12 protein-coding genes are annotated in these 14,461 nt (G+C 67.1%); 6 read left to right on the plus strand and 6 right to left on the minus strand.

What is annotated here, in order from left to right; genetic code table 11:
• From M7H19_RS14410 to M7H19_RS14425, 4 genes are all read right to left on the minus strand, one after another.
• Positions 1 to 356: ATP-binding cassette domain-containing protein (locus tag M7H19_RS14410; protein WP_298181577.1), on the minus strand; the 356-nt coding region annotated here is incomplete at its 3' end.
• On the minus strand, positions 353 to 1,324 hold the full coding sequence (locus tag M7H19_RS14415; protein WP_298181580.1) for a MetQ/NlpA family ABC transporter substrate-binding protein: 972 nt from the start codon (positions 1,322 to 1,324) through the stop codon (positions 353 to 355). The genes M7H19_RS14410 and M7H19_RS14415, both read right to left, overlap by 4 nt.
• Positions 1,325 to 1,638: 314 nt before the next feature.
• Positions 1,639 to 3,960, minus strand: coding sequence for a glycoside hydrolase family 3 N-terminal domain-containing protein (locus M7H19_RS14420; RefSeq protein WP_298181583.1), 2,322 nt, complete (start codon positions 3,958 to 3,960; stop codon positions 1,639 to 1,641).
• Positions 3,957 to 5,012, minus strand: coding sequence for a LacI family DNA-binding transcriptional regulator (locus M7H19_RS14425; RefSeq protein ID WP_298181586.1), 1,056 nt, complete (start codon positions 5,010 to 5,012; stop codon positions 3,957 to 3,959). The genes M7H19_RS14420 and M7H19_RS14425 overlap by 4 nt, the downstream gene beginning before the upstream one ends.
• A gap of 159 nt (positions 5,013 to 5,171) precedes the next feature.
• Between M7H19_RS14425 and M7H19_RS14430 the strand changes: the two genes are divergently transcribed.
• The 5 genes from M7H19_RS14430 to hisS all read left to right on the plus strand — a co-directional run bounded on the left by M7H19_RS14430 (position 5,172) and on the right by hisS (position 10,461).
• Entirely contained in the window at positions 5,172 to 6,479 is a 1,308-nt protein-coding gene (locus M7H19_RS14430) for an extracellular solute-binding protein (RefSeq protein WP_298181589.1), read from the plus strand.
• A gap of 89 nt (positions 6,480 to 6,568) precedes the next feature.
• The gene (locus tag M7H19_RS14435) at positions 6,569 to 7,411 is read left to right on the plus strand and encodes a sugar ABC transporter permease (protein WP_298181744.1); all 843 of its coding nucleotides are present in this window, start codon (positions 6,569 to 6,571) and stop codon (positions 7,409 to 7,411) included.
• Positions 7,412 to 7,413: 2 nt separating this feature from the next.
• Positions 7,414 to 8,241: a carbohydrate ABC transporter permease gene (locus tag M7H19_RS14440; RefSeq protein ID WP_298181746.1), complete on the plus strand. Its 828-nt coding sequence runs from the start codon at positions 7,414 to 7,416 to the stop codon at positions 8,239 to 8,241.
• A gap of 62 nt (positions 8,242 to 8,303) precedes the next feature.
• A complete protein-coding gene (locus M7H19_RS14445) occupies positions 8,304 to 8,882 on the plus strand; it encodes a hemerythrin domain-containing protein (RefSeq protein WP_298181748.1) in 579 nt (192 codons plus the stop codon).
• A gap of 280 nt (positions 8,883 to 9,162) precedes the next feature.
• Complete coding sequence (gene hisS, locus M7H19_RS14450) at positions 9,163 to 10,461, plus strand: histidine--tRNA ligase (RefSeq protein ID WP_298181592.1); 1,299 nt, start codon at positions 9,163 to 9,165, stop codon at positions 10,459 to 10,461.
• Between the two features lie 58 nt (positions 10,462 to 10,519).
• Here hisS and M7H19_RS14455 read toward each other — a convergent pair whose 3' ends face one another.
• The gene (locus tag M7H19_RS14455; RefSeq protein WP_298181750.1) at positions 10,520 to 12,061 is read right to left on the minus strand and encodes an MDR family MFS transporter; all 1,542 of its coding nucleotides are present in this window, start codon (positions 12,059 to 12,061) and stop codon (positions 10,520 to 10,522) included.
• A 154-nt stretch (positions 12,062 to 12,215) separates the two neighbouring features.
• On the opposite strand from M7H19_RS14455, the gene M7H19_RS14460 reads away from it, so the two are divergent.
• Positions 12,216 to 12,833, plus strand: a complete 618-nt coding sequence (locus tag M7H19_RS14460; protein ID WP_298181597.1) for a TetR family transcriptional regulator — start codon at positions 12,216 to 12,218, stop codon at positions 12,831 to 12,833.
• 98 nt (positions 12,834 to 12,931) lie between these two features.
• On the opposite strand, the gene ilvA is transcribed toward M7H19_RS14460, so the two are convergent.
• Positions 12,932 to 14,245, minus strand: a complete 1,314-nt coding sequence (gene ilvA / locus M7H19_RS14465) for a threonine ammonia-lyase IlvA (protein WP_298181600.1) — start codon at positions 14,243 to 14,245, stop codon at positions 12,932 to 12,934.
• Positions 14,246 to 14,461: the final 216 nt, after the last annotated feature.

A 14,461-nucleotide genomic window follows, 5' to 3' on the forward strand; every position in this document is an offset into this window, starting at 1 on the left:
TTCAACGGATAGGCGACGTTGCCGAACACGGTGCGCGAACGCAACAGGTTGAACTGCTGGAAGATCATGCCGATCCCCCGGCGGACCTCCCGCAGTCTGCGTTCGCTCAACGTGGTCAGGTCGATGCCGTCCACGATGACCTGACCGGACGTGACCCGTTCCAGGGCGTTGATCAGTCGCACCAGGGTGCTCTTACCCGCACCCGAATAACCGATGATCGCGAAGATGTCGCCAGCCTCGATGGTGAGATCGATACCGTCGAGGGCGGTGACCCGGCCTCGGCCCGCCGTGGTGAACACCTTGGTGACGTCACGAAGTTCGATCAGTGGTGTCGCCGGTCGCGTGTCGGAGCTCATTTCTGTGCCGCCCTCACGGTGTCGGACAGCCGGTCGAGGATGTCCTCCAGCTCCTGTTTCGAACGCTGCACCGGAACGGACGTGTCACGTGACTCGGCCCGCACCGCATCCAACACGTCGGGGTGGTGGAACAGCTCGACGACCCGGCGATAGGTCGGGCTGTCCTTGTCTTCGGCACGCGCCACGACGATGTTGATGTAGGGCTCGGAGGCGTCGCTGCGCGGATCGTCGGAGAACAGCGCGGTGCTGGGATCGAGGCCGGCGTCCATGGCGAATCCGTTGTTGACGATGGAGGCGTCCACCGAGTCCAGTACGGCCACCGTCTGGGCGGCGTCCACCGGGGTCACGCTGACCTTCGACGCGGCCTGGTCGATCTCGGCGGGCGTGGACAGCACGTTGCCGCCGTCCTTGAGACTGATCAGGCCCGCTTCCTGCAGGACCAACAGGGCCCTGGCCTGGTTGGTGGGGTCCTTCGGGATCGCCACCGTGCCCCCGTCGGGGATCTGCTCGACGGCGGTGTGTTTGTGGGAGTACAGCGACAACGGCACCACGTACGTCGATCCGACCGGCGTCAGGTTGTCCTGGTTGGACACGTTGTAGTTGGCGAGGAACAGTACGTGTTGGAACAGGTTGAGGTCCGTCTGCCCCTGCGACAGCGCGGGGTTGGGCTGGTTGTAGTCGCTGAAGTTGACGACTTCGAGGGTGATGCCCTCTTCGGCGGCGAGCTGCTTGAACGGCTTCCAGTACTCGGAACCGGCTTCGGTGGTGCCGATACGCACGGTGACCGAGTCGCTCGGGCCGGACGAGTCGTCGCCGCTCGTCAGCACGACGGTGATTGCCACCAGCGCGGCGACCAGCACGACTCCGAGGACGACGAAGGGGCCTTTGCTCCTGCGCGGTCTCTCGGGAAGCCGGATCTCGGCGGGATCGCCGCCGTTGTTACCACCGGATATGTTGTCGCTTGCCATTTCACCTTCCTGGGACTGCCACTGGCGCGCCCGCTTCGGGTTTCGCCGCGCGGGCGACGGTCCCCAGAGTGGCCGAGAGTGACGGTGGTGAGGAAGGTCGTCTCACACGGTGGTCCGGATGGGGCGGAAACGGTGAGAGTTAAACCACACCCAGCACGCAGTGTGACGTTTCGACGGCTCCACGGTGACCGCTCGAGCGCGGCGTGTGCGCGCCCGAGCGGTCTCGGTCGGCCTCGGTGCCGAGCACTCGGGCGCGTGTGCTCACACCACCCTAACCAGGGCGAGCGTGTGCGGGCTCGGTGAAAGTGCCGACATCACGCCGTGTGCGTGGTCACGGTGACCGGGGTGGAGAGCACCCGCTCGTGTCCGACCTCACGCACCGGACCGGTCAATTCGAACGACGCCGAGCACGGCAGATCGACCGCGGAACGGCCCACGAGGACCTCGATGCGACCGGGCTCGACGATGCGGCGCAGATCGAGTCCCGTGAAGCTCGTGCGGTCCGCGTGAAGCGTGAACGTCACCCGCGCCGTCTCGCCCGGGTCGAGGTCCACCCGGGCGAAGCCCGCAAGCTGCCGCACCGGGCGAGCGACCTGCGCCTGCACGTCGTTCAGGTACAGCTGCACGACCTCGGAGCCCGCACGGTTCCCGCTATTGCGCACGTCCACGGTGATGTCGAGACCGCCGTCGGTCGGTACTCGGTCGGCCGACAACGCCAGCTCGCCGTAGTCGAAGGTGGTGTACGACAGGCCGTGGCCGAACGGGAAAGCGGGGGTGGGGTCGAGGTTGCTGATGCCTTCGCTGTTGCCTCCGAGCGGCGGATGCAAGTAGGTGGTGGGCTGACCACCCGGGTGACGGGGCACCTGCACGGGCAGACGGCCCGACGGCACCGTGCGTCCGGACAGGATCGTGGCGAGCGCAGCGCCGCCCTCCTCGCCGGGCATGAACGCCTGGAGCACGGCGGCGGCGCGGTCGGCGTGCTCGCCGAGGGCGTACGGGCGGCCGGAGACGACCACCACGATCACGGGTGTTCCCGTATCGAGCAGCGTGGACACCAGCTCGTCCTGCACGCCGGGCAGCCGCAGGTCGGGGGCATCACATCCTTCGCCGGACGTGCCCGCACCGAACAGGCCGGCCCTGTCGCCGACGACGACGATGCACACCTCGGCCTCGGCGGCGGCCTCGGCCGCTTCGACGAAGCCGGAACGGTCCCGGTCGGCGACCCCGCAGCCGGGCACGGTGCGGATCTCTGTGTCCGGCAGCTCGGAGCGCAGGGCCTGTGCCAGCGACGGAACATCCACCCCCAGTCCCAGATCGGGGTATCGAGGCAGTACATGGTTGGGGTAGGAGTAGCAGCCGAGGAAGGCCAGCGGGTCGTCGGCGCACGGGCCGACCAGGGCGATCCGCTGCGTCGACCGCCGCAGCGGCAGGGTCCCGTCGTTGGTGAGCAGCACCACGGAACGTTCGGCGATCCGGCGGGCCAACTCACGGTGTGAGGGGGCGTCGAGGTCGACCGTGCCGTCCACCGTGGACTCGGGAGTCCAGTCCGGGTCGAGCAGGCCCAGCTCGGCCTTCTGCCGCAGCACTCGCAACACGGACCGGTCCACCAGAGCCTCGTCGACCTCGCCCCGGCGCACCCGCTCGACCAGATCCGGGCCGTAACACAGGGTGTCGGGCAGTTCCACGTCGATTCCCGCGGTCAGCGCGAGCACTCCCGCGTCCCCGGCGGTGTCGGCCACTCGGTGCATGGTCGCCAGGAAGGCGATGGCCCAGTAGTCCGACACGACAGTCCCCTCGAATCCCCATTCGTCGCGGAGGATGCCGGTGAGCAGGGTGGTGTCCGCGGCGGCGGGAACACCGTCGAGGTCGACGTAGGCGTTCATCACCGAGCCCGCGGCCGCGTCGCGCACGGCCATCTCGAACGGGGGCAGGAACACGTCGCGCAGTTCACGTGGGCCGACCGACACCGGAGCGTGGTTGCGAGCCGCGCGGGAGGCCGAGTAACCGGCGAAGTGTTTGAGCGTCGCGATCACTCCCGCCCGTTGGAGGCCCCGGACGTAGGCGCTGCCGAGCATGCCGACCAGGTACGGGTCCTCGCCCAACGTCTCCTCGACCCGTCCCCACCTGTAGTCCCGGACGACGTCCAGCACCGGCGACAGTCCCTGGTGGACACCGACCGCACGCATGTCCGCGCCGATCGCCGAGGCCATGCGTTCGACGAGATCGGGATCGAACGTCGCCGCCCACGCCAACGGCGCCGGATACACGGTGGCGCTGTAGGTGGTGAACCCGGTCAGACACTCCTCGTGCACGATCGCGGGCACGCGCAGGCGCGTGTTGTCGACGATGTCCCGTTGGAGCTCCACGACCCGCCCGGTGCCCTCGGCCACGTCGACCGGCGCGGTGCCGAACACTCGCGTGAGGTGCCCGAGGCCGTGCTCGCGGCGCTGTTCGAACGTGGCGGCTCCCTGGGCGAAGACGTCCTGCATGGGGGCGACGTTGCCGCTCACCTGTTCGTTGCCGGGCCACGCGCTGCCCAGCTGCGCGACCTTCTCCTCCAACGTCATCTCGGCCAGCAACGCCCGCGCGCGCTGAAGCGGTTCCGCCGACGTGTCCTGCCATGGCTGATCGGTCATCGTTCTCCTCGTCGAGGTGCCGTCGAGTCGCGCACGACGAGGTTCGTGGCCAGCTCGACGTGGTGTGAATCCAGGGACTCCCCGGCCGCCAGGCGCAGCAGTGTGCGGAGCGCGACGCGGCCCATGTCGGGCAGCGGTTGGCGGACCACGGTCAGCGCCGGGGTCGCGAGCGTGGCCAGGATGGTGTCGTCGAAACCCACCACACTGAGGTCGTCGGGCACCCGCAGACCGCGTCTGCGCGCGGCTTCCACCACGCCGAGCGCGGTGGTGTCGCTGGCCGCGAACACCGCGGTGGGGGGATCGTCCAGATCGAGCAACTGCGTGCCCATCTCCAACCCCGCCGGATAGCTGAACGCTCCGTGCCGGGTGAGTTCCGGGTCGGGCGTGACTCCGGCCTTCTCCAGCGCGGCACGGTAACCGTGCAGGCGGGCCTGCCCGCATGCCGCGCGCACGGGACCTCCGGCGAACCCGATGCGACGGTGCCCGAGCGACAACAGGTGTTCGGTGGCCGAGAGGCCGCCGGAGAAGTTGGTGGCTCCGACACTGGTGACCTCCACCCGGGGCAGGTTCAGCGGGTCGATCACGACCAGCGGCAGTTCCGCTCGGTCGAAGCTCTCCACCTGTTCCAGCGTCAGCTCCGAGGTGACGATGATGATCCCCTCGCGACCGGCGGCCTTCAACCGGTTCGCCCAGCCGTCGGGGGTGAACCGCGCCGGCCCGGTGCCACCGTCGGTGTCGGGAACGCGGTTCACCACGACGTCCACACCCGCTTCGGCTCCGGCTTCGGTGACCCCGCGCAGCACCTCCAGCGAGTACGGACTCACGAGATCGTCGAAGACGAGGTCCACGACTCTGGCGGGGGTCACACTGCGTTTGCCGACCGGAGGGACGTATCCGAGTTCCCGCGCGGCCTTCTCGACCCGCGCGCGGGTCGCCGAAGCCACGTCACCGCGTCCGTTGAGCACTTTGGATGCCGTGGGCAAAGACACGCCCGCGGCGTCGGCCACCATCGCCAGCGTCGCTCGTTGGGTGGCGCTGGAACCAGTTGGCACCGCAACCTCCGGTTTCGTTTTTCGAAAAGTTTCGACTGACTATAGCTGGAAAAATAAGAAAATCACTTCTTGACCTCGGTGGGCACCGCTTCTATTGTCGCTACCCACACCATAGTGTTTTCCGAAAAATTTCGGGCCCTTCGACGAGGAAGGCGTGTCATGGCACTGGGTATGAGACGTACAGCGTTACTCGCGGCGGGAACGGCTGTGGTCCTGACTCTGTCCACCGCGTGCGGGTCCGGCGGGCCGGGTGGGACGGGAGCGGGCGCGTGGGCCCTGACAGGCGGTGACGAGCAGACCATCCGCAGCTCCTTCGAAGCCTGGAACCAGGACAACCCCGACGACGCGATCGATGTCGAGTTCTTCGCCAACGACGCCTACAAACAGAAGATCCGAACCTCTCTCGGTGCCGGGGACGCGCCTACCCTCCTCTTCGGTTGGGGCGGTGGCTCGCTGCGGTCCTGGGTGGATGCGGACAAGGTCGTGCCGTTGTCGGAGCTCGTCGAGGACTCCGCGGCGCTCACCGACCGATTCCTGCCCTCGGTGCTCGACACGGGTGTCGTCGACGGTGAGACCTACGCGCTGCCGAACAACGGCATGCAACCCGTCCTGCTGTACTACAACAAGAAACTGTTCGACCGCATCGACGCCCAGCCACCGAAGACGTGGGACGAGCTGCTGGAACTCGTACCGCGGTTCCTCGAACAGGACATAGCGCCGCTGGCCATGGGCGGACAGAGCAAGTGGCCGCAGCTCATGTGGCTGGAGTACCTGGTCGACCGGATCGGTGGCCCGGAAGTGTTCGACGCCATCGAGGCCAACGAACCGGGCGCCTGGTCGCACCCTGCGGTGAAGCGGGCCGCGGAAATGATCCGCGAGCTCGTCGAAGCGGGCGGATTCGTCGAGGGATACAACTCGATCGCCGCCGACAGTGGAGCCGACGCGGCTTTGCTCTACACGGACAAGGCCGCGATGTACCTGATGGGGTCGTGGGCGTATCCGAGCATCATGGACTCGGCCCCGCGATTCATCGAGGACGGCCACCTCGGATACACGACGTTTCCCACGGTGGACGGCGGTGAGGGCGACCCCGCCAACATCGTCGGCAACCCGGCGAACTACTGGTCGGTCAGTGCGGATGCCACGGAACCGCAGAAGGACGCTGCCGCGACCTACCTCACCGAGGGGCTTCTGAACGACGACTACGTCGAGACGTTGTTGGAGAACGGGTCGGTTCCACCGTTGAAGGGCATCGAGAATCGACTGTCCACCACGGATGCACCCGACTACCTGTCGTTTGTGTACTCCCTGGCGAGTGAGGCACCCAACTTCGAGCTCTCGTGGGACCAGGCGCTGTCCCCGAGTCAGGCGGACGCGTTGCTGACCAACCTGGAGCAGCTGTTCACGGGGCAGAAATCGCCCGAAGAATTCTGTGCCGCCATGGATTCCACCGTCGAGCAGAAGTGAGAACCGTGGCCGAACCACGCGCCACGACGGCGCCCGTCTCCGACTCCGAAGCCGGTGCGGCGACCGGCCGTACCGGTCCGCATCCGATCATGGCCGTGCCCGCCCTGGCCTTCTTCGGTGTATTCGCGCTGATACCGCTGGTCGGTGTGGTCGTGCTCAGTTTCCTGCACTGGGACGGCATCTCCGCCATGGCCTGGGCCGGACTCGACAATTGGGCCGACGTGCTCACCGACCCCACGACGTTGCACGCGATCTGGCTCAGCGTGCAGGTCATGGTCTTCAGTTGGCTGGTGCAGACGCCCATCTCGCTGTTGCTGGGTGTGCTGGTCGCCGGACGCGGCCGCTACCGGGCTGTGCTCGGAGTGCTGTACTTCCTGCCGATGCTGTTGTCGTCGGCGGCCATCGCCATCTCCTTCAAGGCGTTGCTGGACCCGAACTTCGGCATGAGCCTGGCGTTCAACGCGCAGGTGCTGGCCCAGGACTGGCTGGGGGATCCCAGCCTGGCGTTGTACGTCGTCGTGTTCGTGATCGCCTGGCAGTTCGTGCCGTTCCACACCCTGCTCTACCAGGCGGGGGTGCGACAGATCCCGGTTTCGCTGTACGAGGCGGCGCAGTTGGACGGCGCGGGCCGGATCCGGCAGTTCTTCCACATCACGCTGCCCCAGCTGCGCTACACGATCATCACCTCGTCCACGCTCATGCTCGTCGGCTCGCTGACCTACTTCGACCTGGTGTTCGTGCTGACGGGTGGAGGGCCGGGTGAGGCGACGCGCATGTTGCCGCTCGACATGTACCTCACCGGGTTCTCGAGCAACGAGATGGGCAAGGCGAGCACGCTCGCCGTTCTCCTGGTGGTCACGGGGCTCGCGTTGGCCCTGGGGCTGTCCCGGTGGGCGAGTTTCCGTCGCGGTAGCCAACTGGAGGGGGCGTGATGATGACGAAGACGCAGGCGCGCCCCAATGTTCTGGGTGGGCTGGCCGGGTTCGCGTGGCTGCTCGTGGTGCTCGTGCCGGTCTACTACGTCGTGATCACGAGTCTGCGTGATCAGGAGGGGTTCTTCTCGTCCAACCCGCTCGCGCCGCCGGCTGAACCCACATTGGACAGTTACCGACTGGTGCTGGAGAACGACTTCCTGCGTTACCTCGGCAACAGTGTGGTGGTGACACTGGTAACGGTGGTGATCACCGTGAGTGTGTCGCTTCTGGCGGCCTACTACGTGGTGCGGGGCGGTGGCAGGCTGGCCCGGCTCACCTACCGTTCGTTTCTGTTGGGGCTGGCCATTCCGTTGCAGGCCACCATCATTCCGGTCTATTACCTCATCACGCAGATCCGGCTCTACGACACCCTGCTGGCGATCATCCTGCCGTCCGCCGCGTTCGCCATCCCCCTCACCGTGATCATCCTGGCGAACTTCCTGCGAGACGTGCCGAACGAGCTGTTCGAGTCCATGCGCCTGGACGGAGCGGGTCACTGGCGCATGGTGTGGAGCCTGGTGCTGCCACTCACCAGACCTGCGGTGGTCACCGTGGCGGTGTACGACGCGCTGCAGGTATGGAACGGGTTCCTGTTCCCACTGATCCTGACGCAGAGCCCGGACCAGCGGGTGCTTCCCCTGGCTCTGTGGAGCTTCCAGGGACAGTTCACCGTCAACATTCCCGCTGTGCTGGCTGCGGTGGTGCTGTCCACGTTGCCCGTGCTCGCGCTCTACATCCTCGGCAGGCGGCAACTGGTCGGGGGTCTCACCGCCGGCTTCGGACGCTGAACGTGTTCGCGGTTTGGGCCGTGCCGAAGCCGGGTAACAGGCGGCTCGACGTTGCCGGTCGGCTGAAGGGATACACGACGACTGTCTCGCAGGAGCAGGACCTGGTCAATGTGATCGTCAACGATCACCGAGAAGTGGAGCAGGTGTTCACGCAACTGGAGGAGCCGGGCGTGGAGCCGCAACGGCGGAAGGAGCTCGTCGACCATGTGATCGCCGAACTGGTGCGGCACTCGGTCGCCGAGGAGCAGTACATGTACCCCGCCGCGCGTCGGTACCTGGACAACGGTGACGAGATCGCCGACCACGAGATCTCCGAGCACGCCGAGGCAGAGCGGGTCATGAAGCGACTGGAGGGGATGGATCCCACCGACTCCGAATTCGACGGCCTGGTGCGGCAGCTCATCGACTCGATCCGACACCACATCGAGGACGAGGAGGGTGACCTGCTGCCGAAGCTGCGTGCCGCGTGCGACGAGCAGGAGCTGCGCGACCTGGGACAGAAAGTGGTCAACGCCAAGCGTGTCGCGCCCACGCGCCCGCACCCGATGGCACCGGACAAGCCGCCGGCCAACCGGATTCTCAACCCCGGAGCCGGCCTGGTGGACCGTCTGCGGGACAAACTGAGCGGTCGTGAGGTCTAGCTCCGGCCTCTGCGTCGTTTCCTTGCCATCTTTCTCGGGGTCCTGAAGCACGGCTTGTCGGGGCATGAGGGCTCGATGGGCATGCGCATCACCGGCCGTCTGAAGAAGACCCGTGCGTCGACACTTCTTCCGACGGAGAGTCTCGGCCGGGCCGCTCCACGTAACTGAATAACGGCCTATACGGCGAGCCTGGGGAGCCTTGGGCAGGGGTGTCGAGCATCACGGTGGCCGACACGCGACAATGGTCGCCGAGTCAACGACATCGGAGGACACGACAACCATGGCGAAGGCCGCCGAGCCAGCTTCAGGCACCCGGGACTTTCTCGCGGACGACGTGCGTCGCCGCAAGGCCGCGTTCGACACGGTCGCGGGTGTGTTCGAGCATTACGGGTTCGATCCGCTGGAGACTCCGGCGTTCGAGCGGCTCGAGGTGTTCCAGGGCAAGCTCGGCGAGGAGGCCAGCGCGCTGATCTTCAAGATCCTCAAGCGCGGGGTGCACGAGGCGACGGGGGAAGCCGATCTCGCGCTGCGTTACGACCACACGGTGCCGTTGGCGCGGGTCGTCGGCACATACGGCAGTCGGCTGCCGTCGCCGTACAAGCGGTACGTCATCGGCCCGGTGTGGCGGGCCGACCGACCCGCGAAGGGCCGGTTCCGCGAGTTCACGCAGTGCGACATCGACACGGTGGGTTCGGCGTCGCCGCTGGCGGACGCCGAGATCGTGTGGGCTATCCACGACGGACTGCAAGCGCTGGGAGTCGATGACTTCCGGATGCTGGTGAACAGCAGGAAGGCCCTGTACGGGTTGTTGGAGGCGTACGGCGTTTCCGAGGAACGAGGCACGGCCGTGCTCGGAACGTTGGACAAACTGGACAAGCTCAGCGCTGATTCGGTGGTGTCCGAACTCGTCGAGCGTGGGCTGGAGCAGCGGACCGCGCGTGAGCTCGTGGACGACGTGACCGCCACCGACATCGACCGTGTGCGTAAGCAGCTCGACACCACCGAGCTGGGCCGGGAGGGCTTGGTCGAGATCGACCGGCTCCTGGAGCTGACGTCGGGGCTGCCCGAGGGTCGTGTGGTGTTCACGCCACGCATGGTCCGGGGCCTCGACTACTACACGGGGCCGATCTTCGAGGTCGTCGCCACCGGATACCCGGGGTCCATCGCGTCGGGAGGCCGCTACGACGGTCTCGTGGCGAAACTGGGAGGACCGGACCTGCCCGCATGCGGTGGCTCGATCGGCATCGAACGCATCCTGGCCATTCAAGCCGACGAAGCCGAGGCCGGCGCAGGACTCGATGTGGCGCTCACCGTGCTCGGCGCGGAGGACGCGGTGTTGCGGATGGCGGCCGAACTGCGTGGCCGGGGGCTGCGCACGGGGGTCTACCTGGGCACGTCGAGCAAGCTCGGTAAGCAGCTCAAGTGGGCCAACGACCAGCGGGCGCGCACGGTGCTCATCCACGGCCCCGAGGAACAGGCCGCAGGAGAGGTCACGATCCGCGACATGACCAGCGGAGACCAGCTTCGCGTTCCCGTGGGCGAGGTCGCCGCGAGGGTGAGGGAACGACTCGATCGCTGAGAACGAGGGTGACCGCGACTCGGTTGAGTCGCGGTCACCCTCGGCGCGGGACGGGTTCTCAGTTCTTCGCGTCGTGTTCCAGGTCGAGGCTTGTGCGCAACGGCGCGGGTTTGAACACCAGAGCCGCGATCACCCCGACCACCGCGATGGCCGTCGAGATCAAGAAGATGTGGCCGGTGGCCTCGCCGTAGGCTGCGCGCACGATCTCCCGCACCGGCTCGGGCAGCGCGGCGAGGTTGAGGTTGCTCGTCTCGCCGGTGGCCTGCGGCGGGATGCCCAGCTCACGCAGTCCCGCGGTGATGTTGTCGTTGACCCGGTTGGCCAGTACGGCACCGAGTACCGAGATGCCGATGGCGCCGCCGAGTGAGCGGAAGAAGGTGATCGACGCGCTCGCCGCGCCGACATCACGCAGCGCCACGGTGTTCTGCACCGCGAGAACGAGGTTCTGCATCGACATGCCCACGCCCACGCCGACGGCGCCGAGGCCAATGAACACCACCGTGAGCGGTGTGTCGTAGTCGAGCGTGGAGAGCACGCCGAAGCCGATGACCAACACCACCGTGCCCGTGACGATGTGGCCCTTGAGTTTGCCGCTACGGCTGACCAACTGTCCCGAAACGGTGGAGGCCACGAACGTGCCCAGCATCATCGGGATCATGAGCAGTCCTGCTTCCATGGGGTTGTAGCCGCGGCTGACCTGGAAGTACTGGCCGAGGAACACGGCACCGCCGAACATCGCCATGCCCACCGAAAGGCTCGCCAGGATCGCCAGCGCGGGCGCGGGCTGCCGGATCACCGACAGCGGCAGCACCGGTTCGTCCACGCGCGCTTCCCACCAGACGGCGATGCCGAGAAGCACCAGGGAAGGGCCCACCATCGCGGCGGTCTGCCACGACAGCCAGTCGAACGAGCTGTCCACGAAGCTCACCCAGATCAACAGGACGCTCACGCCCGTTGCGATGAGTGCCGCGCCGACGTAGTCCACCTGCACGGTCTCTCGGTCCCGGAGGGCGGGCAGGTGCAACCAGCGCTGCAGGAGCGCCAGGGCCACGACCGCGAACGGGACGCCGACGAAGAAGCACCAGCGCCAGCCCAGCCAGGACGTGTCCGTGATGGCGCCGCCCAGGAGTGGCCCGCTCACAGTGGCCACCGCCATCACACCACCGAGCAGGCCGTTGTAACGTCCCCGGTCCTTCGGCGGAATCATCGCGGCGATGATCGTCTGGACGAGTGCCTGCAGCCCGCCGACACCGAGACCTTGGAAGGCGCGCGCCGCGATGAGTTGTCCCGCGTCCTGCGCGAAGCCGCTGACCAGCGATCCGGCCAGAAAGATCCCGATCGCGATTTGGACGAGTGCCTTCTTGCTGTAGAGGTCGGCCAGTTTCCCCCAGATCGGTGTGGAGGCGGTGGCCGCGAGCAGCGTCGCCGTGACCACCCAGGTGTACTGGGTCTGGCTGCCGTTCAGCGCCCCGATGATCCTCGGCAGGGCGGTGGACACGACGGTCGAGCTGAGCATCGCGACGAAGAGCACGAGCAGCAGCCCGATCAGTGGCCGTGCCACGCCGGTGCGTTTGTCCTCGCGGGACGAGGGTGGGGACATGGAAGAAGTCACGCAGCCTCCGCGCTGTTGTGTGAGCAAGGAACCGATGGCGGCAACAGAACATGGTTGCCTCTGGCAACTATCCTCGTGAACTTGCACACTGTGCAAGTTTGCTCATTGAGAATCATGTCACGTCCGTGCCTACGATCGGGGTGTGGACAGTGCGCTCGGATTGCGGGAACAGAAGAAGATCGCCACCAAGGCGGCGTTGCACGAGGCCGCCATCCGACTCGCCGTCCGGGACGGTTATGACGCCGTCACGGTGGAGGCCATAGCCGATGCGGCCGGGGTCTCCCGGCGTACGTTCTCGAACTACTTCGGTAGTAAGGAGGAGGCCGTACTCTACGGCGACAGCAGGCGATTGCGCGCGTTGCTCGACGCCGTCGCGGCCCGCCCTGCCGAGGACTCCGCGTGGACGGCCCTTCGGGCCGCGACCGACTCGGTGCTGCGCGAGCTCCAACGCCGCCGTCGCGAACGCCGGGACGACGACGGACCCGACTGGCTCACCCGGGCACGACTCATCCGATCGCACCCCGCGCTGCTGTCCCGGCAGGTCGCGACGTACGCGTCGTTCGAACGTGACCTCGCCGACGAGATCGTCCGGCGAATGCCCCCGGAAAGCGGCTCCGCCATGCGTGCCAGGATCATCGCCGCGTGTTTCCTCGCCGCCCTGCGCGTCGGCACCCAGACGTGGTTGGACCACTCCGATGACGCGTCGTTGCCGGAGATCACCGACCAGGCCCTCGCCGAGGCGGGGCGGTCGTTCGTGTGATGCGGAGTGCGTGGACGTCACCATCACCGACGCTCCCTTCACGCACTACCCAAGCGGGTATACCCACGTGAAGGGTTTCGACCCCGGTGCGGGAAGCGTTACGTCAGGAAGGTGAAAAGCGGGCTGTCCGGTTCCACCTTCTCGACGCGGTGCGGTGCCCGCCGCATGCGTTCCAGGAGGGCGGGCAGGTTCTCCGTGATTCCCAGTTCGATGCCCACGAGCGCGGGGCCGGTCTCACGGTTGTTGCGCTTGACGTACTCGAACAGGGTGATGTCGTCGTCGGGACCGAGGACGTCGTCGAGGAACCGGCGCAGCGCACCCGGCTCCTGGGGGAAATCGACGAGGAAGTAATGCTTCTTCCCCTCGAAGATCAGAGCGCGTTCCACGATCTCGGCATAGCGGCTGACGTCGTTGTTGCCGCCGGACAGCACGCACACCACGGTGGAGCCGCGGGGTAGGTTCAGCTCGGCCAGCCCGAGAGACGCCGACGCGAGCGCACCCGCGGGCTCGCTGATGATCCCGTCGGACTGATACAACTCGAGCATCTCCACACAAACCCGACCCTCGGGCACGGCGACGAGCCGGGGAGTGTGGCGCGCGGTGATCGCATACGTGTACTCGCCCGCCATGCGGACGGCCGCGCCGTCGATGAACGGGTCGACCGTATCCAGGGAGACGGGGCCGCCCGCTTCAAGCGCCCGTGCCATGCTCGTCGCGCCGAGCGGTTCGGCGCCCACCACGTCCACACCGGGGTGCCGTTTTCGAAGCCAGGCCAACGTGCCCGCGAGCAAGCCGCCGCCACCGACGGGGACCACCACCGCGTCGGGTTCGTGCCCGAGCTGTTCGATGATCTCCTTCGCCACCGTGCCCTGCCCGGCGATGGTGCGCGGATCGTCGAAGGCGGGGATCACCGCCGCGCCCGTGGAGTCCGCGTACGCCTGGGCGGCGGCCGCGGCGTCGTCGTAGGTTTCACCCTCGACCACCACTTGCACGTGCTTGCCGCCGAGCCAAGCCACGCGTTCCCGCTTTTGCCTCGGGGTCGTTCGCGGCAGGTACACCCGAGCCTCGATCCCGAGTGCGGCGCCTGCGTACGCCACGCCCTGGGCGTGGTTGCCTGCGCTGGCGCAGACCACGCCGCGTGAGCGTTGTTCGTCCGCCAGGCGGCTCATGAGGTTGTATGCGCCGCGCACCTTGTACGAGCGGACGGAGTTCGCGTCTTCTCGCTTGATCCACACGTCGAGATCGTGCTGCCGGGACAGGCGCTCGTTGCGATGCAGGGGCGTCGGCGGCAACACGTCCGTGAGTCTTTCGGCCGCCGCTTCGACATCGCGTGCGGTCACGATCGCGGTTGCCCCGGTCTGCTCGGCCACGTTCTTCTCCCCGTGCTCGACGGCGTGTGTGCCTCGACTCATTTGAGGCGAGCACGGTGCTCCCATTCATTCCTATTCGCCCTGTTCGGCTCGGAGCACCCGACGCCGTCCGCCGTCTCACGCTAGCAGGACGCAGGGGGCCACTGTGCGGTGACCGGCGACTTCCCATACCGTGGCCGGGCGGCATGCTCCGGGTACCACCCGCGAGGCGGTTCGCCCTGGAAAGGGGATACCGTGCCAGAGCTGCGTCAGCTCCAC

This window comes from Saccharomonospora sp., from assembly GCF_027317685.1.
Classification (GTDB): Bacteria; Actinomycetota; Actinomycetes; order Mycobacteriales; family Pseudonocardiaceae; genus Saccharomonospora.